The sequence below is a fragment of the Lewinella sp. genome (genome assembly GCF_050633125.1).
Lineage (GTDB): Bacteria > Bacteroidota > Bacteroidia > Chitinophagales > Saprospiraceae > Lewinella.
On record NZ_JBOEFX010000114.1, the window covers coordinates 35,524 to 54,293 of the forward strand.

17 protein-coding genes are annotated in these 18,770 nt (G+C 45.1%); 9 read left to right on the forward strand and 8 right to left on the reverse strand.

Annotated elements, in window-relative coordinates:
* The first annotated feature begins 10 nt into the window (after window positions 1-10).
* Complete coding sequence (locus ACRBG0_RS22695; protein WP_431489132.1) at window positions 11-748, forward strand: hypothetical protein; 738 nt, start codon at window positions 11-13, stop codon at window positions 746-748.
* Window positions 749-839: 91 nt separating this feature from the next.
* On the opposite strand, the gene ACRBG0_RS22700 is transcribed toward ACRBG0_RS22695, so the two are convergent.
* Complete coding sequence (locus ACRBG0_RS22700; RefSeq protein ID WP_431489133.1) at window positions 840-1,283, reverse strand: CBS domain-containing protein; 444 nt, start codon at window positions 1,281-1,283, stop codon at window positions 840-842.
* A 199-nt stretch (window positions 1,284-1,482) separates the two neighbouring features.
* On the opposite strand from ACRBG0_RS22700, the gene ACRBG0_RS22705 reads away from it, so the two are divergent.
* Window positions 1,483-2,154 (forward strand): hypothetical protein, encoded by a 672-nt coding sequence (locus tag ACRBG0_RS22705; protein ID WP_431489134.1) that lies wholly within the window; start codon window positions 1,483-1,485, stop codon window positions 2,152-2,154.
* 116 nt (window positions 2,155-2,270) lie between these two features.
* Here ACRBG0_RS22705 and ACRBG0_RS22710 read toward each other — a convergent pair whose 3' ends face one another.
* The 4 genes from ACRBG0_RS22710 to ACRBG0_RS22725 all read right to left on the reverse strand — a co-directional run bounded on the left by ACRBG0_RS22710 (window position 2,271) and on the right by ACRBG0_RS22725 (window position 5,406).
* On the reverse strand, window positions 2,271-3,215 hold the full coding sequence (locus ACRBG0_RS22710; protein ID WP_431489135.1) for a universal stress protein: 945 nt from the start codon (window positions 3,213-3,215) through the stop codon (window positions 2,271-2,273).
* A gap of 14 nt (window positions 3,216-3,229) precedes the next feature.
* A complete protein-coding gene (locus ACRBG0_RS22715) occupies window positions 3,230-3,592 on the reverse strand; it encodes a hypothetical protein (protein ID WP_431489136.1) in 363 nt (120 codons plus the stop codon).
* 135 nt (window positions 3,593-3,727) lie between these two features.
* Entirely contained in the window at window positions 3,728-4,732 is a 1,005-nt protein-coding gene (locus ACRBG0_RS22720; protein ID WP_431489137.1) for a hypothetical protein, read from the reverse strand.
* The gene (locus tag ACRBG0_RS22725; protein WP_431489138.1) at window positions 4,729-5,406 is read right to left on the reverse strand and encodes a hypothetical protein; all 678 of its coding nucleotides are present in this window, start codon (window positions 5,404-5,406) and stop codon (window positions 4,729-4,731) included. Before ACRBG0_RS22725 ends, ACRBG0_RS22720 begins: the two co-directional genes overlap by 4 nt.
* A 139-nt stretch (window positions 5,407-5,545) precedes the next feature.
* On the opposite strand from ACRBG0_RS22725, the gene ACRBG0_RS22730 reads away from it, so the two are divergent.
* The 3 genes from ACRBG0_RS22730 to ACRBG0_RS22740 are packed head-to-tail and all read left to right on the forward strand — an operon-like array spanning window position 5,546 to window position 10,269.
* Window positions 5,546-6,232, forward strand: coding sequence for a DUF4956 domain-containing protein (locus tag ACRBG0_RS22730; RefSeq protein ID WP_431489139.1), 687 nt, complete (start codon window positions 5,546-5,548; stop codon window positions 6,230-6,232).
* Window positions 6,232-9,231 (forward strand): CotH kinase family protein, encoded by a 3,000-nt coding sequence (locus tag ACRBG0_RS22735; protein ID WP_431489140.1) that lies wholly within the window; start codon window positions 6,232-6,234, stop codon window positions 9,229-9,231. Before ACRBG0_RS22730 ends, ACRBG0_RS22735 begins: the two co-directional genes overlap by 1 nt.
* Window positions 9,232-9,258: 27 nt before the next feature.
* On the forward strand, window positions 9,259-10,269 hold the full coding sequence (locus tag ACRBG0_RS22740) for a septal ring lytic transglycosylase RlpA family protein (RefSeq protein WP_431489141.1): 1,011 nt from the start codon (window positions 9,259-9,261) through the stop codon (window positions 10,267-10,269).
* Between the two features lie 397 nt (window positions 10,270-10,666).
* Here ACRBG0_RS22740 and ACRBG0_RS22745 read toward each other — a convergent pair whose 3' ends face one another.
* Together ACRBG0_RS22745 and ACRBG0_RS22750 are read right to left on the reverse strand one after the other, a co-directional pair.
* Window positions 10,667-11,083: a hypothetical protein gene (locus tag ACRBG0_RS22745; RefSeq protein ID WP_431489142.1), complete on the reverse strand. Its 417-nt coding sequence runs from the start codon at window positions 11,081-11,083 to the stop codon at window positions 10,667-10,669.
* 648 nt (window positions 11,084-11,731) lie between these two features.
* Window positions 11,732-13,066 (reverse strand): MATE family efflux transporter, encoded by a 1,335-nt coding sequence (locus tag ACRBG0_RS22750; RefSeq protein WP_431489143.1) that lies wholly within the window; start codon window positions 13,064-13,066, stop codon window positions 11,732-11,734.
* Window positions 13,067-13,276: 210 nt separating this feature from the next.
* On the opposite strand from ACRBG0_RS22750, the gene ACRBG0_RS22755 reads away from it, so the two are divergent.
* Window positions 13,277-15,430 carry a S9 family peptidase gene (locus ACRBG0_RS22755; protein WP_431489144.1) on the forward strand — a complete coding sequence of 718 codons (2,154 nt, stop codon included), beginning with the start codon at window positions 13,277-13,279 and terminating at the stop codon, window positions 15,428-15,430.
* Window positions 15,431-15,859: 429 nt separating this feature from the next.
* On the opposite strand, the gene ACRBG0_RS22760 is transcribed toward ACRBG0_RS22755, so the two are convergent.
* Window positions 15,860-16,444, reverse strand: coding sequence for a YceI family protein (locus tag ACRBG0_RS22760; protein WP_431489145.1), 585 nt, complete (start codon window positions 16,442-16,444; stop codon window positions 15,860-15,862).
* Window positions 16,445-16,649: 205 nt separating this feature from the next.
* Here ACRBG0_RS22760 and ACRBG0_RS22765 point away from each other — a divergent pair, with 205 nt between their 5' ends.
* From ACRBG0_RS22765 to ACRBG0_RS22775, 3 genes are all read left to right on the forward strand, one after another.
* On the forward strand, window positions 16,650-17,507 hold the full coding sequence (locus ACRBG0_RS22765) for a helix-turn-helix domain-containing protein (protein ID WP_431489146.1): 858 nt from the start codon (window positions 16,650-16,652) through the stop codon (window positions 17,505-17,507).
* Between the two features lie 129 nt (window positions 17,508-17,636).
* Window positions 17,637-17,999 carry a hypothetical protein gene (locus ACRBG0_RS22770; protein ID WP_431489147.1) on the forward strand — a complete coding sequence of 121 codons (363 nt, stop codon included), beginning with the start codon at window positions 17,637-17,639 and terminating at the stop codon, window positions 17,997-17,999.
* A 2-nt stretch (window positions 18,000-18,001) separates the two neighbouring features.
* On the forward strand, window positions 18,002-18,505 hold the full coding sequence (locus ACRBG0_RS22775) for a DUF1772 domain-containing protein (protein WP_431489148.1): 504 nt from the start codon (window positions 18,002-18,004) through the stop codon (window positions 18,503-18,505).
* Window positions 18,506-18,770 lie beyond the last annotated feature (265 nt).

An 18,770-nucleotide genomic window follows, 5' to 3' on the forward strand; every position in this document is an offset into this window, starting at 1 on the left:
CCTTGTTCAGATGACTCGCTTCCTTATCATTGTATTGATCAGTCTGTTTTTCCTCAATCAGGAAGAACATTCCACTATTCCTCCGTTTATTTTCCCCGAACTCGACCAAGCCGCTTCCCTACTTTGGCTGGCCGCAGAAGAGCAATCACCTGAGGCCGTAAAAATAGCACGCCAAAATTTAGCCCAAGAATGGCAGCAAAACAGGGATGAAGTTTTGGATTTCCCTATTACTGCTTACAATCCGTATCTACTTGCGGGTACCCTTGATGGCATGATTCAGGAAATGAGCAAGGCGGAAGCCCGGAAAGATTATTCCGAGTTACTGGAATTAAGTGATCGGTTCCTGTGGGAATTTCAAACCATTCGCGAGTTTCATCGGCAGAATTTTTATCCTCTTGACTTGTGGTGGGAAGTGCAAGCTATTTTTCAAGAGGTACATGCAGCAACCGACGACCCTCAATTGGGACTACTTGAATGGCAAGAATTGGAATGCCTCTTTGATGAGATGGTCTGCCATCTTGCTGACTATGAAAACCGAGCAGAGAATTACTTGACACAGTTTGCGCCCGAAGTAGACGAAGATGCCCACAAGGCCGCAATGAACCAGGTTTATCAATGTATTGGCGATTACCAATCCGCCTTGGCTAGTGGGTACCAGGAACGTCTAACCTGGCCTTGTGACCAATTGAACGACGGGTTAAAAGCAGTTTTAAGATGCTACCTGCCAACCGATCCGTTACAACTTTAAAATAAAAAGAAAGCCGTAATACCCAGGTACTACGGCTTCAAAATTATTCATCATTATAAACTTAGTCTTTAGCGCGCTTTTATCGTATTAGTCAGTTAGCAATTGCAGCATCCTGAAAAGCGTAATTCAGTAAATCATAGGTGGTAACAATTCCTAAAATACGATGATGCTCATCGACAATTGGAATAGCGTGGAAAAGGTTTTCTCGGAAATATCCGGCAGCCATCAACACACTATCGTCAGGATTTAGTACTGCAACCTGCTTGCTCATTACTTCGCTAGCCAATAATGAACGGAACACAGCTTGGTTAATTCGTTCTGCGGCCGCTCGTTTAAAGAGCGTAAACGAATCCTGTAGCTGGTAATAATCCGACTTACTAATCATACCAACTACTGTACCGTCTTTTTCAACAACCGGCAGGTGGTGGATATTTTTCTTCTCAAAGATATCACTCACTACATCCATCGTCGTGGTCAGGTGCACAGTGATGACATTGGTAGTCATAATATCTCCTAAACGGCGGTTAGTGTCCATGATTCCTTATTTGGTTAGTGTAAAATTATTGATTTGCCTGCTCCAAAAACCTAATAATCATCACCTAAAGCCATGATTTTGCTCATTCGCATTTTACACTCCCTGACAAAAATCAATACCCCTCCTGACACTCATCAGACCATAACTCATTGTTTTTTAAGAACTTAATTTATAATTCCTTCACTAAAAAACAGCTATCATGAAAATCCATGATCTTCTCCCTCTTCTGCTACTTTTGTTAGGCGTTTTCAGCTGTGAACCTCCTGTAGTTTTTACAGAAGCTCAGCCTGACGTCGTCCCTTCCAGTACACATTTCCAGAAAACGTACCAAGGTATTTACCTGTGTACCGGTGATTCAGCAACCGTTAGAATTGGAGAAAAAACCATCATTAAAGAGCGTCACATTCAGTTCGAATCCACGCTAGATGAAATCAAAGAGACAAAGGGCATTTATATTGATGGTGAATACCTCTATATTGAAGAATTGGACCTCCCCGTTCCCATTGAATACCTGGATGGTGAAATCGTTACTGGTTCCTTTTTTATAGCTGATACTCTCTTTCAAATTGGCCCCAAACAGGTACTCAAATATTACAAAGGCCACCAAGTGCTGAATCGAAAACTCGAAAATAAGCACTGGGAAACGAGTATACTCAGTAAAGATGAACAAGGAAACCTAACCCTCTGGACCACTCAGCTTCCTGAGGACCTGGACCAACTGAAAGCTATCACCCCCGTGGAGGATGTTTCAACACCAGAACACACCCGTTACCTCATTTCACCCAACATTGCGGAGTTTCGCAAACTCCTGGATAGCAAGCTCATCTTTGAGGTTTGTGATTATTTTGAACGCATGGACCCCTCGATATAACAGTAGCTATTCCCTAAATAAGGTGGGCGACAATCCTGGTAATTCCTACCTGAACCGTCGCCCAATAACCAGCATATAATTATTTCAACCAATTGCTTCAACAGCAATTACCGTCTTTACTTCACGACTAGCGTAGGGATATGCTTATTGCCGGCAAGTACACTTTCCGTAACACTTCCCAATAGTAACAACTCTACTTTGGAGTGACCACGCGCGCCCATAACGATGAAGTCGACGTCCTGTTCTTTAGCATAATCCATGACGTAGTGAGCAATACCTGGTCGGTCTTTTTCAACCAATTGTTGCTCAACATTTTCTTCCCCTTCAGACAAGTGAGTCGCAATAAACGCATCAAAGGCCGCCATGCGATCTTCCTCCACCATTTTGCGAAATTCCGTTTCGGTTTTGCTCATCATATAAGCAGATACATTAGGCATCTCATATACGTTAAGCGCCAAAATCCGTGCTGGTTCTTCTAAGCGTTTATTGATAGCAACAGCGGCCTTCAAAGCACGGGCCGAGTACGCTGAAAAATCAACAGGAACCAGAATAGTACGTAGGCTTCTTCTTGCCTGCTCGGGAATAACCAATGCATTAGAAGTAACCTTGCGAGCCAGGTTTTTTGCCAATATACCGTGGCTATTAGCAAAACGTTTTTGGCCAATAACCACCAAATCTGGCGTTAATGCCTCCGCTTCTATCAGTAACTCCTCCAATGGGCTACCTTCGTCTACCTTGTATTTTACGTTCTTGATTCTACCGTTCGTTAAGAGTCTACTAATTTCACCTCCCATACGATTGACCAAGGTTTCCTTGAGTATATTCACGCCACTCAGTGGCATTACCTCTTTGCGGAACATGGGCGTCAAAAGGTCAAACTCAGGCACTACATGAAGGAAAAAACCAGCATTTACGGGGATGATTCCTGAAAGAAAATCCAAATACTGTAGGAGTGCTTCATCCGCGCCTCCCATTTCAAGGCCCATTAATAATTGCTTGACTTCTAAAGCGGGAATTCCTTCTGTTTCCCAGCCGCTTAGTTTTTCTTTTATTGCTTCCATGATTGATATTTTTTTTAAACCGCCTGTATTGAATGAAGACCTTTCCTATTCTGCACGCCTAATGTCCAATCATCTGTAGACGTTGTCTGGAGCCACAAATCATTGGACCGACGAAACACCTGAACGTGTAGCCCAAAACGTGTCTCCATTTCTTGCTCAAAGTCGGCCACTGGCTTTTCTGCATCCAACTGTATTTCTCCATCTAACAAATTAGGACTGATCTCGCCCAGAGAAAGGTTATCTTGGTATTCCGTCTTTTTAGGCGAACCCTCATGATCCTGATGTTCTTTTTTGTAGAATTTTATTTTCAGACCAGGAAATGCCACATGGAACTCCCCCTGTAATTCGCCTACGGTTCGGGTAGAATGAATAAGCATAACGTAAGATTTTGATTCTCCGGCAATTCGCTATTGGCCTAAGCCAGCTAATAGCCTTAGAAAAATATTTACGGTAATATCTACGAATTCAATAGGAAGTGTGATGACGTCAGTCAGAAATAGGACTGATCTTTGTCAATCATTGGCTAACAACAAGCGGGTTCTGGCAGGTAGGCTATTCAGTGATGCTCTAGAAACCTGCTCTTGAATAAGGGAAGACAAGCAAACAAACTGCCAACTTAAAGCAGGCGTCTTAGGCTCAAATTGAATCAGCAAGATGGAATCAGGTTGGAAATTTTTGACGTAATCAGGAGGATACTGTTTATCTAAGCTATTATTGATTCCCGAACCTATCAGGTGAATACTATCAGGTGTTGTGATCGAGTAACCTTTACTAACCATACCAACATCACCGCTGATGGAAACAACCTGAATCCCTCGTTGTCGAATAGCTTTTAAACGCGGGTAGATTTCAGCCGTAAAGTCTCCTCCCTTCCGGCAATCTGGCCGAACTGGCATAGCGCTAACATTGTCCAATAAAAGGGTGTCACCTTTCTCGTTGATTTTCAACTCATTAAAAAGGCCGTGGTGATGCAGTAGTACCAGGTGAGATGCCGCCTGTACTGTATCTAAAACCGACTTTAGCCAATGCAACTGAGCCGCTTTCTCTTCACAGTCTTCCTGAGCAGGGCCCCAGGGGTGATGCCAAAATAGATTGGTATTTAAAACAATAAGCTGCAAGCCATCCTGCCAATGGGTCGTATAAGCAGGGCGGTCGGTAGCTTGGAGGAGTAAATCAGTGTCACCTTCCAATAAATCATGATTTCCCCAGGCCCACTGGGTTTCGAGGCTCTTTAGGTCAAAAAGGCTATCAAGATAAGCCAGTGTAGCTGGCGATTTGCTGGTGCGCGCACATACATCACCTCCTAACCACACCCCCTGATATTGAGAAAAATCAAGTAGCTCCAACCGGGGATCAATCCGATTTTCTGTCAGCCAATCGTAGGGATGTCCAAGAAAGATGAATTGTTGAGAAGAATCTCCTACCGCCGGAGCTGGTGGTTGGCAGGCTGTAATGATAAGGAGCACTAATGCAATAATAACGCCGAGCTTAATTATTGGCCTTTTCGGTCTCTTCACGGCGCAAGCATTTTTTCCAACTCTTTCTGCAAATGCAAGACGTCGTCCAACTGCTCACTTCGCTGCATCCGGGTCGATAGATCCTGGATAGTTTCCAGCGAGACGGTTTCGCGTTCTACTTCCCAGCGTAGGTTTTCCATCTTTGCCAACTCATCGTAATGCTTTTCCCGGTATTTGTCCAGCTCCGCCTTTTTCTCTTCAAGAGCGGTAAGCAGTTCATGCTGTTTTAATAAGGTGTTCAACTTTTGTAGGCACTGCTCATAGAAAACGATCTTGGTATTACGCAGTTGCAACTCTTGTTCAAAACCTTGAACCAAATGTTCCGTTTGCGATTTTATTCCTGCATTTAGTTTTGCAGCGCCTCTAAGTTTTTGCTTTAAGTCGCGGAGGCTTTTCTCTATATTGGCCCGTTCTTCTTTCAATCGCGACAATTGGCCTTCACAATCCGTAATTTTGCCCGTAATTTGGCCTGCTGTTGTGCCTTCGTAAGCTTTTTGGGCCTTTTTCTCCTTCAAGGTATTCGTAAAAAAATACACCAACACCATAGCCAGCAAGACCACCAAGATAATAATCAGTAAAAACCTGACAACCGGTAATACACGGATCAAAAAAAGAAGGGATAGCAGTACCACACCTCCAATTAAAGCCAGTCGAATAACATCTATACTACGCATAAATCAAAGCTAAGATTTTTTCAGCAGCTCCTAAATATTTTCCTTACCTATCAAGTTAATGTTTTTTGTTCCTATATAGTTTTGAAACATTTTCGGAATCCCCGGATGGCTTTCGTATTTTTGCGACAAAGCAATCTGCATGCAATTTTTACAAGAGCTTCAGGAACGTTACATCCAGGAATTCAGTAACAATGTTCCACTCAGCGAATTTCTACTCAATATCCTGATTGCCAGCATACTGGCAGGGATACTTCGTCTATTCTATATCCATTTCGGCAATGCGATATCCAACCGACGGCGGTTTGCCAACAACTTCCTGCCTTTGGCATTGGGCACCTTGCTGATCATTATGATTGTCAAATCCTCAATTGCGCTTTCACTGGGGCTGGTCGGAGCACTTTCTATTGTCCGCTTCCGGGCAGCCATCAAGGACCCTGAAGAGCTTGTCTATCTCTTTATGACGATTGGCGTGGGCCTTGCCTGCGGTGCCAACCAACCTATCCTCGCAGGTATTGCTATTGTCGTTATCCTGGCGGTTCTCTGGATCAGCAAGTTGATCAATGGAGAAACAAAAGGTAATGCTGGTCGACTGTTCATAAATATCAGTACTGACCTCGATGACCTGGAAAAAGTCTCTGCGGTACTCATTGCGCACTTACCTTATGTAGAACTTAAGCGGTTAGACACCCTCGAAAAAGGCCTGGATCTGTCTTTTGTTGCTCGGGCAGATAGCCCAGAACAACTGAACAAGCTGCAAAAGGAAATCCGCAATTTATCCGAGGGCACTCGTCTTTCCCTGCTTGAACAACCAGAACTCATCGTCTGATGCGGCTTACTCCGGCACAAGGTCCTTCCCCTTTGCGGCGAGAACGTCTGCTCTTAGCTGCCGGATTACTACTATCCGGTGCGCTACTCTTTTCGTTATTGTGGCGCCCCTCAAGTCCCTCAGCCTCCAAATCGACGCTACTAAGCTGTGGTGCCGAACAACAGCAAGGGGAATACTTTGTCCATAACGATTATCAATTTTCAGGAGCCACTTACCGCACCAGAGAACGAGCCCGCAATGGTCGCTACTCTATTTCTTTACCAGCAGATGGCCAAAACCATTATGGCTTCACCGTCAACTTGCGCGACGTGCAACCCGGCGAAGTCTACGAGGTAAGTGTTTGGAGTTTTGGCAACAGCCAAAAAAGCGGCAAACTAGCCATCCAAGGACGAGAACCTGCAGGTTTTTATGAAGAAACCGCTGCGGCTACGACCCAAGACCAAAAAGGTTGGGAACAACACCTTGTCCGTTTCAATATCCCTTTTCAGAATGCTCCTCAAGAACTGAGTATTTACGTTTATACCAATGGCAGCCAGCAAGTCTTTTTTGATGATCTGCGGATTGAAAAAGTCACCCAATGGGATGCCAGCGCCTTCCAACCAACACAGATACAACTTCGACTAGATGACAAAGCACTGGGCCAGCTAGAAGAAAAACGAGACGAAGCACTCCGAAAGGGACTCTTACAAACCGGAGAAGGAGACTGGGTCGATGCTACCCTATCCGAAAACGACACCACCCGCGAAGTCAAACTACGCCTTAAAGGCGACTGGCTCGACCATCTTCGTGGTGATAAATGGTCTTTCCGCATAAAACTCAAAGGCCAACAAGCCTGGCGGGGCTTGCGTACTTTTAGCCTTCACACCCCTGCGGCCCGCTATTACCTACACGAATGGCTGCTGCACCAATACTGGCAGGACCTCGGTGTACTTACTCCCCGATATGACCTTATTGAACTCATCATCAATGGAGAATCACGCGGCATTTACGCCTATGAGGAACACTTTGAGAAGCAACTCGTTGAGGCTCAGCAACGGCGTGAAGGCCCTATCGTAAAATTCCAGGAAGATGGTTTTTGGGCAGGCATTTCTCGTCAGTTTGCACACCATGGTTTTGTACGACCTGGCAGTAACTACAGCGCCGACAACCCCGCCAATGCGCCTATCACTGCCTTTAATGAAGAAGAACTACTAGCTGATACAACACAGGCACGCCTTCTACAAGACGCATTATCACTGCTGGAACAATACCGCCAAGGCGACAAAAGTGCCGGAGACATCTTCGATCTTCCGCTACTTGCACGCTATTACGCAGGCTGTGATCTTTTCAATGCCTACCACGGCATCGTCTGGCACAATCAGCGGTTTTACTACAACCCCATCACCGCAAAACTCGAACCTATTGGCTTCGATGGCTTTGCTGATGCCCCTTCTCGCCGCTACCACTTTCTCGCCGAAGGTACGCTACACCGAGAGGCTCCCGAAAGCACTAGTTTACCCGCATTCCTGTTGCAGGATTCTGCTTTTATGACCACTTACATCTCGGTTTTAAAAGACCTCACCCTTCCCCAAAACTGGGAAACATTCTTTAGAAAACACGAAGCCGCCTGGACAGCCCGACTACAGTGGTTACAGCTGGAGTTTCCAAATTATCAACCCGAGCAAAACACCTTTGCAGAAGAGGTTGCCTTTGTGCGTTCTCATTTACTTCCCTTTCGGGAAAACGTGCTGCGCAGCTACCAAACTTCGCCGGAAGAAGTCCTTATTGAAAATACACATACCCTCCCGATTGTACTTAAAGGGTATGGTACTAGCGCTGATTACCAAACGGGAACCTTTCCTGCCCCAATCTGGCTGCCAGCGGGTGCAGTGCGTAGTATGTTTAGCAAGCTGCAAACCAATTCGGAAGTATTACCATTTCGAAGCCTTGATTTTTGGGACAGACAAGCTCTGGCCTTTCAGGATATTCCTTCCATGAAGCCGGTAAAAGTACCAGAGCAGGCTAACTTTATCTTTCTTCAGCTACCAGGCTGGGATACGCTCATTTCAGCCCCCATCAGGCGCCTGGAACCACCACAAACGACACAAATTTCGGCGCAGGCCTACCAAACGGGGAGTAAACCCGAGGACTTTGAGCAACTTCATTGGGACATCGAAGCGCAAATGGTTACCATTCCCGCAGGTGAGCACCGGTTTAGCCGCGACCTCATCATCCCCAAAGGCTATGGACTCCGGATTACTGCCGGGGCCAATATCTTTTTAGAAAACACCGCTGCAATTATCAGCTACGGCCCTGTACGTGCACTGGGCGAAGAAGAAACCCCTATCTATATTCAGTCTGAAGATGGAACAGGCCAGGGCCTTCAGGTAATACAATCTCCTACAGGATCTATCTTGCGTGGTGTGGTGTTTCGCAACCTGCGCAACCTGCGCAAAGGCAACTGGCAACTTACCGGAGCCGTTACTTTCTACGAGTCGGCCGTCCAAATAGTAGGATGCCGTTTTCTGGACAACCAGAGTGAAGATGCTCTAAACATTGTACGATCAACCTTTGAAATGACGCATAGCCTTATTCAAAACACAAGCTCCGATGGCCTCGATGCAGACTTCTGTAAAGGCATAATCCAGGAGAGTGCGTTCCGAAAAACAGGAAACGACGGCGTGGATTTCTCGGGAAGTATCATTACCTTAGAGAAGGTCGAAATGCAGGGTTGTGGTGATAAAGGGGTCAGCGCCGGTGAGGCCAGCGACATTACCCTCATTGATGCCAGTATTTCGGACTGCAATATTGGCTTAGCCAGTAAAGACCAGTCTACGCTTTACGTACGCCGCGGTCAACTACAAAACTGTTTGCAAGGAATGGTTGTTTTCCAGAAGAAACCTGAATTTGGCCCTGCATATCTACTTGTGGAGCAACTGACAATTGAAAACGTAGCACGCTTATACCAAATTGGGCCAGGTAGTCGTTTGCAGATCGACGAAAAGCTTTATTTTGAATAGGATACTGTACCAAAAACTATTAATTCCATGCGCACAATTCTCCTCACTACACTAATTCTTGTCGGGACTATTTCTATTTCGTCGGCACAAACATTCCGGTGGAATACACCACAAGACCAGCAAGCTGCTGCCAGCAATGATCCATTGATTGATCAAACAGGTTATGCCCTTTTTTATGCAGATTATCTTGAAGGTAACCCAACAGCGCTAGGCGAGATTTATCGCCACGACTTGATGACTGCTGCTCATCCGAAATTACCCTTGGGGACTATCGTTAAAGTTACCCGCCTCGATAATGGCTTATCGACAACGGTACGTATTAATGACCGTGGTGCCTATTGTGACGAATGTATCATCGACCTCAGTCGAGCTGCAGCTCAGCAAATTGACCTTCTAAGGGTTGGCCGCTCCAAAGTCAACTTGACGGTGATGGGTTTTAGCAACAACAACCCTCCTACGCCGGCTAATTACCAAGCCCCTGCGTCGGCCAACCAACTCGCTGCACGCTCCCCGGTAAGTGAATACAACTACATGCCGCCGATAGAAAAGCCTCAAGATTTTCAGACAGCGAAGGGGGTAGAAAGCACCTACACAAGAACCTATCGTACAGAAAACACTTTTGGCCACGATCAGATCATTCGTACCTACCAAGTACAGGACACTCCTGCTGGTTACGACGCGATGGGCAATGCCATCAACCCATCGAACCAAAATGATCACCGTCCAGCTGCTGTTACTAAGTCTGGTAGTAGCCCCGTGGCAAGCAATAGTCAGGTAGCTGTTCTTACAACAGCCATCAGCCCTTATGCGGTACAGCTTGCTTCTTACGGTGAATTTACCAATGCGGAGCGCCATGTCATGGCATTACAAGCCAAAGGATTTAATAGTATCTTCGTGATGCAGCAGCAACGCCCAGATGGTGGCATCATCAACCGAGTGATCGTCGCTCCTTTCAACTCGGCCACAGACGCCCATAACTACCTCGCCGAACTACGCCAGTACCACCAGATGGAAGGATTGGTGGTGACGATGAAATGAGTTTTTTGGGTACACGTACATCAAAAGGTGCGGAGTGCTAGGTGCTAGGTGCGGAGGCTAGGTGCGGAGTGCTAGGTGCGGAAAACAACCAACGTTTACACACTTACACTTTTTCAACGCTTACACCTTTTGGGTGCGAAGTGCGGAGTGCTAGGTGCGGAGGCTAGGTGCGGAGTGCTAGGTGCGGAAAACAACCAACGTTTACACACTTACACTTTTTCAACGTTTACACCTTTTGGGTGTGAAGTGCGGAGTGCTAGGTGCGGAGTGCTAGGTGCGGAAAACAACCAACGTTTACACACTTACACTTTTTCAACGCTTACACCTTTTGGGTGCGGAGTGCGCTGAATACTTCCCACTCTTACATGGTTCAAAATAATCCTTACAAGACTCAATCTCACCTGCCCCTCGTAGGACTACGGCGAATTTGATCGCTAGTGAAAGTCTGACCGGAAGTAGTATTGTCTTGTTCGATCAGTGGAAACCGCCAGGATGGGCAAAATGGGCCTAGATGTTTTCCAAAATCTTCGTCATGCCCAAGCTTGACTGCGAGGTAGCTACTGTCTCCTTGGACTAGCTTAAAGTCTTCTATTCTCATCGAATGCATGCCAAGGTAAGTGAACTCTAGCGTATAAGTGAAGCTGTCCTGCGTTTGCTTGAACTGATAATGAAACCGACCATCAAAATCAGTTTCGGTGCCACCTAGCAGGCGATCCTTGTGGTAAACAGCCATCGTTCCGAAGAGAACGGGATCATCGGTTTCCAGATCTGTCACTAAGCCTGATAAAATCACTTTATTCGTATCCGCTATCATTGGAACAACGTTTGTCACCTCAATGATAGAGGTGCTTATGGGCTTTTTCCACGCAATCAAGGGATAGCTTTGACACGTAGAAAGGAGAAATAGAAGGAGTAACCCAAGATAAAACGAGACCGTCTTGCAGGATTTGAAGGTCGAAAATGTTTTTAACATGTGTATCGTGATTGTAAGTACAAAAGTCTATCTGACAGACGGGTAAAACTAGTATTATTGACCTGCTTTTCTTTGAGGAATGGATCAACGCAGGAGATTGATGTGTGAGGCAGGGTGAATGCTGTTTAAGACTTATGCTTGGAATTAATCTAAAAGCGCAATACGGTAATTCAACTAAGAGGGTTTCTCTTTGCCTTTCCTTCCTCTGACGAGCTCTAAACGGTAGTGGATATTCCACCTCCAGCCCTGCAGGCCACCTCCGCCCGCGGTCCCCTCCGTCTCTGCGAGCCGACCCCGCCAGCGGGGTATATGGGCGGGCCGTGGCCCGTAATAGCGCGCAAGGCAGAGGCCTGAAGCTCGGCGGACGGAGGAGCAGGACAAGGGATAGTAACTGCTACGTAGGGCAGGGTTCCAGACCCTGCATGAAGGAGCAGTGGATAGCCCGGTGCCGAGGAACGACGGCATGGCCCAAAATGAAATAGCTTATACTTACAACTTGCCGTGCCAACGCCGGGAATACAAGTACCACAAAGACCAAAGGCCAACAATGAGCCAGTAGAAAATCTCTACCGCCCAGGCCCAAGCTAAGCTGGTTTGAAAATACTCGACGAGGATGTAGATGTAAGCGAGATAGAAAACGATGCCGTAAGTTTGGATTTTGAGGGCATAAGCGGAAGCTCCTACACCTGAAACACCGCTAAAGACGACGCTGCCCAAGGAAAACACAAATAGTGTGCCGGCCAAAACGTAGAAGACCGGTATCGCTTTTTGAATAAGTGGAATTCCTTCCTCACCCAAAAATGGTGTCAGAACGGAGTAGGGAAACATTAAAAAAGGGATGGTTATGGCCATGGTTACCAAGAGCGAGAAAATGCCGGTTTTCCAGACAATAGGGATAACTGCCTGGCGCTTTTTGTGGCCGATAAACCCACCTACCAAAGTGCCCACTCCTGCTGAAAATCCCCAGGTAGGAATAGAGAGTACGAGGTAAACCATTTGGGCCAAAATTGTTATCGCCAGGGCTTCTTCGCCCAAGTTTTCGATGATGGCCATAAATAGAAACCAGCTTCCCAAGCCAATAAGTGGCTGAGCGACGAGGGGAATGGATATTTTGTATTGCTCTTTGATGAGCGCCCAATCAATCTGTGGCCAGCGGAAAATTTGGTATCTACGGTTTTCTTTGTCGTAAATCATATACAAAACAAAGGCCACAAAAGCGGCAACTTCCGCCAATGTGGAGGCTAGTCCTGCTCCGGCAATCCCCATTTCAGGGAACCCCCAGTATCCAAAAATCAATACATAATCGAGGACAATATTCACGACAGCCAACAATATCGTGTCGTAAATCAGGAATTTTGGCCGAGCAATACCCGTGTAAAGCGAGATAAGCGCCACGCCCGTGTAGGAAAAGAAAACGCCCCACTTGCGGGTATGGACATATTCGAGGCTCTTGGCAAAAACCACCTCAGAGTCTACCAATAGCTCAAAAAGGTAATAACAACCGTAAGTCATGAAGAGAAAAAGAAACACGGATAGAAACAACTCGAACATAAAGACCGAGTGAAAGGTACGTCCTGCTTCTACATCCTGACGGGCGCCAGCACTGCGGGCAATCAGGATTTGCCCCCCACGACTGAAGCCAAAACCAATGGCAGCGACAATAAGATAAAAGACGCTCACAAAGCCAATACTGGCAAAATCGTCTACCCCTAGGTAGAACAAAAAAATCCTGTCTGTCAGGGTTATTATATTCTGAGCAGCACTCCCAATCATGATGGGAGCAGAGATGGTTAGTATTTGCTTATATGTAGTCCGGAGGCGCATCGGCGCAAAGGTAACTTTAGGATTTCATAGTGAGGGCTTTAAAAATTCTTTTTTAGATAAGTCGCCTAATAAAACCGAGCAATGCACTGCAAAAGGATAGATCTTGACAGCTTTTCCCTTCTTCTTATGTCAATTGAGTCATTAAGAGATTAACTTTAGTAAACCTAAAGAAGTCCCCATTATTCAACTTACCATCAAAAAACTATGTTAATGAGATTGATTTTCCTATTTAGCGGCTTAATGCTATTATTAACCGCTTGCCAACCTGAAGCAGAAATGACGGACAACAAAGAATCAGTCATGTATCAAAAGATGGACATCGTAGCTCCTGTAGCTACTAAAATCCCGAAAGAACTGACTATTCATGGTGATACGCGCACCGATAATTACTACTGGCTAAATGAACGAGAGAACCCCGAGGTGATCTCGTTTTTGAATGCAGAGAATACCTATAAGGACGAGATGATGTCTCATACGAAGGACTTTCAGGATAAGCTCTTCGAAGAAATGAAAGGCCGCATCAAGGAAGATGATCAGTCAGTGCCTTATAAAGACAATGGTTACTTCTACCTTACCAGCTACAAAGAAGGCCAGGAATACCCTGTCTATTCCCGCAAGAAAGGTACGCTGGAAGCCGAAGAAGAGGTCATGCTCAATGTCAATGAGTTGGCCAAGGACTTTAGCTACTTCAATGTAGGCAGCCGCTCGGTAAGCCCTAACAATGAGCTACTCGCCTACGGAGAGGACACCCTCAGTCGCCGGATTTACACTATCCGCTTCAAGAACCTCAAGACGGGTGAAATGATCGAGGACCGGATTCCCAACACTACTGGCGGCGCCATCTGGGCCAATGACAACCAGCACGTTTTTTATGCGGTGAAGGACGAGACACTTCGTCCGGTGAAAATTTTCCGTCACCGCCTGGGGACTCCTAGTACAGATGATGTATTGATTTATGAAGAGCAAGATGATACTTTCTCGGCTTTTGTGTACAAATCGAAATCCAAGAAATACATCATTATTGGTGCTTACCAAACGCTGAGCCAGGAATACCAGGTATTGGACGCCGACAATCCTACGGGAGAGTTCCGTATGATTCAGCCTCGTGAGCGTGGTTTGGAGTATGGCATCGCTCACTTTGGCGACAAGTTCTACATTCGTACCAACATGGATGCGCTGAACTTCCGCCTGATGTCTACACCTGAAAATGCGACGACAAAGGACAATTGGGAAGAAGTTATCCCTCACCGTAAAGATGTGCTACTAGAGGGAATGGATATCTTCCAGGATTACCTCGTTTTGAGTGAGCGTAAAAATGGCATCACCCAGCTACGTATTCGCCCCTGGGAAGGCAAGGAGCATTACATCGACTTTGGAGAAGATGCTTACATGGCTTATACCAGCACAAATCCTGAGTTTGACACAGAGGTACTTCGGATTGGCTACCAGTCGATGACTACGCCGCCTACTACCTATGATTACAACATGAAGAGCAAAGGAATGGAACTGCTCAAGCAGCAGGAAGTGCTAGGTGGTTTTAATACTGCGGACTACGTTTCTGAACGCCTTTATGCCAAAGCGCGTGATGGTGTTACGGTTCCTATTAGCATTGTTTATCATAAGGATTTCAAGAAAGATGGTAGCCAACCACTACTGCTCTATGCGTATGGTTCTTATGGTGCCAGCATGGATCCCTACTTTAGTTCTGCTCGCCTGAGTTTGCTCAATCGCGGCTTTGCCTTTGCGATTGCTCACATTCGCGGCGGAGAAGAGATGGGCCGCCACTGGTATGAGGATGGTAAATTGCTAAACAAGAAAAATACCTTCAACGACTTTATTGATTGTGGTGAATTTCTTGTTGCCGAAAAGTATGCTGCCAAAGATCAGCTCTACGCCCAAGGTGGTAGTGCCGGAGGTTTGTTGATGGGTGCCGTGATGAATATGCGTCCTGACCTATGGAAAGGTGTGGTAGCTGCGGTACCTTTTGTAGATGTCATTACCACCATGCTGGATGAGAGTATTCCGCTAACAACTGGTGAATATGACGAGTGGGGCAACCCCAACGAAAAGGAATATTACGATTATATCCTCTCCTACTCTCCTTACGATCAGGTAGAAGCCAAGGATTATCCGGCTACGCTGGTGACCACTGGCCTGCATGATTCACAAGTACAGTATTGGGAACCCGCCAAATGGGTCGCCAAACTACGAGAGCTAAAAACAGATAAAAATCCATTGCTCTTGCATACCAATATGGATGCTGGCCACGGTGGTGCTTCCGGACGTTTTGCTCGCCTTAAAGAAGTAGCCCTGCAATATGCTTTCTTCCTCGATTTGGCTGGGAAGAATGAGGTTAAAGGATAGTGTCTCAACTTCCGGTGCGAGGTGCGGTGCTCGTGCGAGGTGCTGTACTCGTGCAAGGTGCTTTGTGCGGGGTGCGATGGGTACTTCCGAACTCAGATTTACGACTTCCGACTTTGAAGTGCGGGATTTACGACTTTTGTGCGTTCGATTTCCCACTTCTAACTTTGAGTACTGTACCACTCCAAAAACATGAGTCATCCCGAATTTTGGCCTTAGCCAAAATCCAGCCTGACTTAACTTAAAAAGAGTCCGTAAATAACTCAAAAGAGTGATTTATCCGACTTTTTGTAGAAAACCCCATGATTTCACTAGTAGAAATCATGGGGTTTCGTCTTTAACGATAGGTTTTGCAGTTGATCAGCACGGGTTTTGATGACAATCAAAATTCGGGATGACTCATGTTTTTAATACAAAGTACTTAATACCTTTCTAGTTCAACACCAAACGAATACTCAAATCAAATTCGTCGTAAATGGTATTGTCGCCAAGGTTATCGAAAAAGCTGCCAGAACCGTAGCGAATATCAAAATCAGAACGGTCGATCTGTACTTCGCCAGTAGCAATTTGCTGCCCGCCTTCTTCTCCAATATTTACGTTGAAACGAACAGGCTTGGTCGTTTCCTTTATCTTCAAATCCCCTGTAATCTTATAAGCACCTGGCGTACCACGGCTTACTACACTGGTAATATTGAAATTGGCCGTTGGGTATTTGTCTACACCAAAGAAGTCAGCTGACTTCAGGTGGCCTTCTAATTTACCTTTGTACTCTCCTTCCAAATCTGTACAAGTGATGGTTTTCATGTCAATGGTAAAGGAACCACCTACCAATTGGCCATCCTGCATTTGCAAATCGCCGCTGTTAATTTTGATCGTTCCTGTGTGGGAGCCCAAGACCTTGTATCCTTTCCAAGTAATAACAGAAGCTTTAGTATCTACAATTGTAGATTCTACGGGGCTAGTAAATGCTAAAGTCATTGCTGCAAAAGCCAGGAAAAGGATGCTAAACTGTTTCATAATTGTGTTTTTAAAGTGATTTTATTTCAAATGTCTTTACAATAAATGTATCTACATTGATTAAGGTTGAATGCAATCCCCTTTTTTTTCAAAAAAAGTCTTTTTTAAACACTTACCGGTATTAGAACTATCTACCTGCTCACCGTATTAGATTACTGTTATTGCTTACCTTTATAACAATTTAAACACCTTCCCTCAGTGCCATATGACACGTGACATCGTCAATATCAATGACTACATAATTCTGGTAGAAGAATCTCATGCTCAACAAACAACCATTGATGCCTGCGTTTTTGATGAACCCTTAATCGCAGTTGCTTTTTATGGAGAAGGTGATGTTGGTTTAACGGTTAAGTATGGTGATACTCAAAAAGATTACCAACACACCAAAGGACTAGCGCTTTCCTTCTATGCTGATGATCATGTTCAATTTATCCATACTATTTCGGCCCTAAAGTCGCTACAGTGTATTGTAGTTGCGACCTCTATTAGCAATTTGCAGGCCCTACCAAATCATGAAGGAGAGTTGTTTACTCAATTACTTCACGAACTTGTTCATCCCAGTGACCATTTTGTTGAGGGACCTAATTTTTTCATGTCGCCTCCTATGTTGGGTATTCTTGATCAGGTTTTCAACAATAGCTACGAAGGAAAAACGAAGATGATGTTCTTTCGTAGTCAAATGACGGCCCTATTAGCTCATTTCTTTGGCCATTTAGCAAGTACAAAAACAAGCACCATTAAAATTCAGGAGCGAGAAAAACTCTATGAAGCCAAAGAGATATTATCGAATAATCTAGAGACTCCACCTTCCCTTTCTGAGTTATCCAAACAAATTGGCCTCAATAGTTTCAAGCTAAAAAAGAATTTCAAAGCCCTGTTCGGAGTACCCGTTTTCAAATACCTGCAAAATGAACGTCTTACAAAAGCTCATCACCTTTTGAGTAACGAGGATTTGAGTGTTCAAGAAGTTGCATGGGATGTAGGCTATGATAGTCTTAGCTCTTTCTCTAATGCTTTCGCTAAAAAATTTGGGTACCGACCTAGTGAAATAAGAAAATAGCGTATTTGATAAAACGATAGCTACTTCTCCTATTTTATCCCTTTCGAACAAATAACTATCCTTTTCGAACTAGTCAAATGAGGCAAGTAACCGCAGCTTTGTAGTATCAATTTACGAATACAGAGCACGATGAAAACTCTCCTTCTCAACGGCCTTAAATTATTAGCTGTTTTTACTTTTTGCACGGCATTTCCTACTTCCAGTTTACCTAAAGACTCCTCTTTAGACTTGCAGGAAAAAGCCTCCTCAGATCAAAGCGACCTCAAACAGGTTGCATTTGAGATTCTCGACAATAAATGTAACCATTGTCATCTCAAACAGAACCCTCGCCGGGTCTTCACACCATATAACATGGAATCGTTTGCATCCAAAATCTATCAACAGGTAGTAGTAAAAAAGCGGATGCCCAAGGGTAGAAAAACCAAGTTAACGGCCGAAGAATACAACAGCCTTGAAGCATGGCTGATCACTCAAATCTCTAAAAACAATTAATCATGGAGTTATCCTATAAAGGGGTGCTGTTATTAATAACCATCCTGTTAACTGGCTTATCAGCGGGCCTATTTTATGCCTGGCAGGTATCTGTTATACCCGGGACAGAAAAAGTTTCTACCAAAAGCTACCTGGAAGTAATGCAGGCTATCAATCGGGCCATCCTAAACCCAGCCTTCTTTACCCTATTTTTTGGTAGCCTCGTATTGCTACTGCTCAGTAGCTATTACTTGTACAAAACAGAGGCAACTATGGCTTTCTATTTGATGCTATTTGCTGCGCTTACTTACCTGACAGGAACTTTTGGCGTGACGGTCTTCGGTAACGTCCCATTGAATGAAGAGCTAGACCTTATCCGCATCTCCATTCTGGATATTACCGCAATGGAAGACATCAGGCACTCCTACGAAACAGCATGGAACCGTTGGCATATCATCAGAACAATATTTGCCGTATTGGCCTTTCTGCTTAGCCTTCTTTCGGGCGTTATTAGCACCCCACTTTAATCCATTTCATCATCAATATTTTAAAATCAACAATTATGAAAAACCAGTAGTGTCCGGTTAAAAAACAAGGAACCTTCATAAGGTTTCTGTTTATCAATGAGTTACAACGGTTTTCTTCGGAAACGATTTGAATCGCCTGCGAAGAAGGCCAAATTAGCGCCCAAAAGAGGGAAGCTAATGAATCGAGGTAAATATGTCTTTGCGCAGTTGATGAGTTTGATCAATCACAAAGAGTTTACCAAGTATGTTGACAAGTACGGCGGTA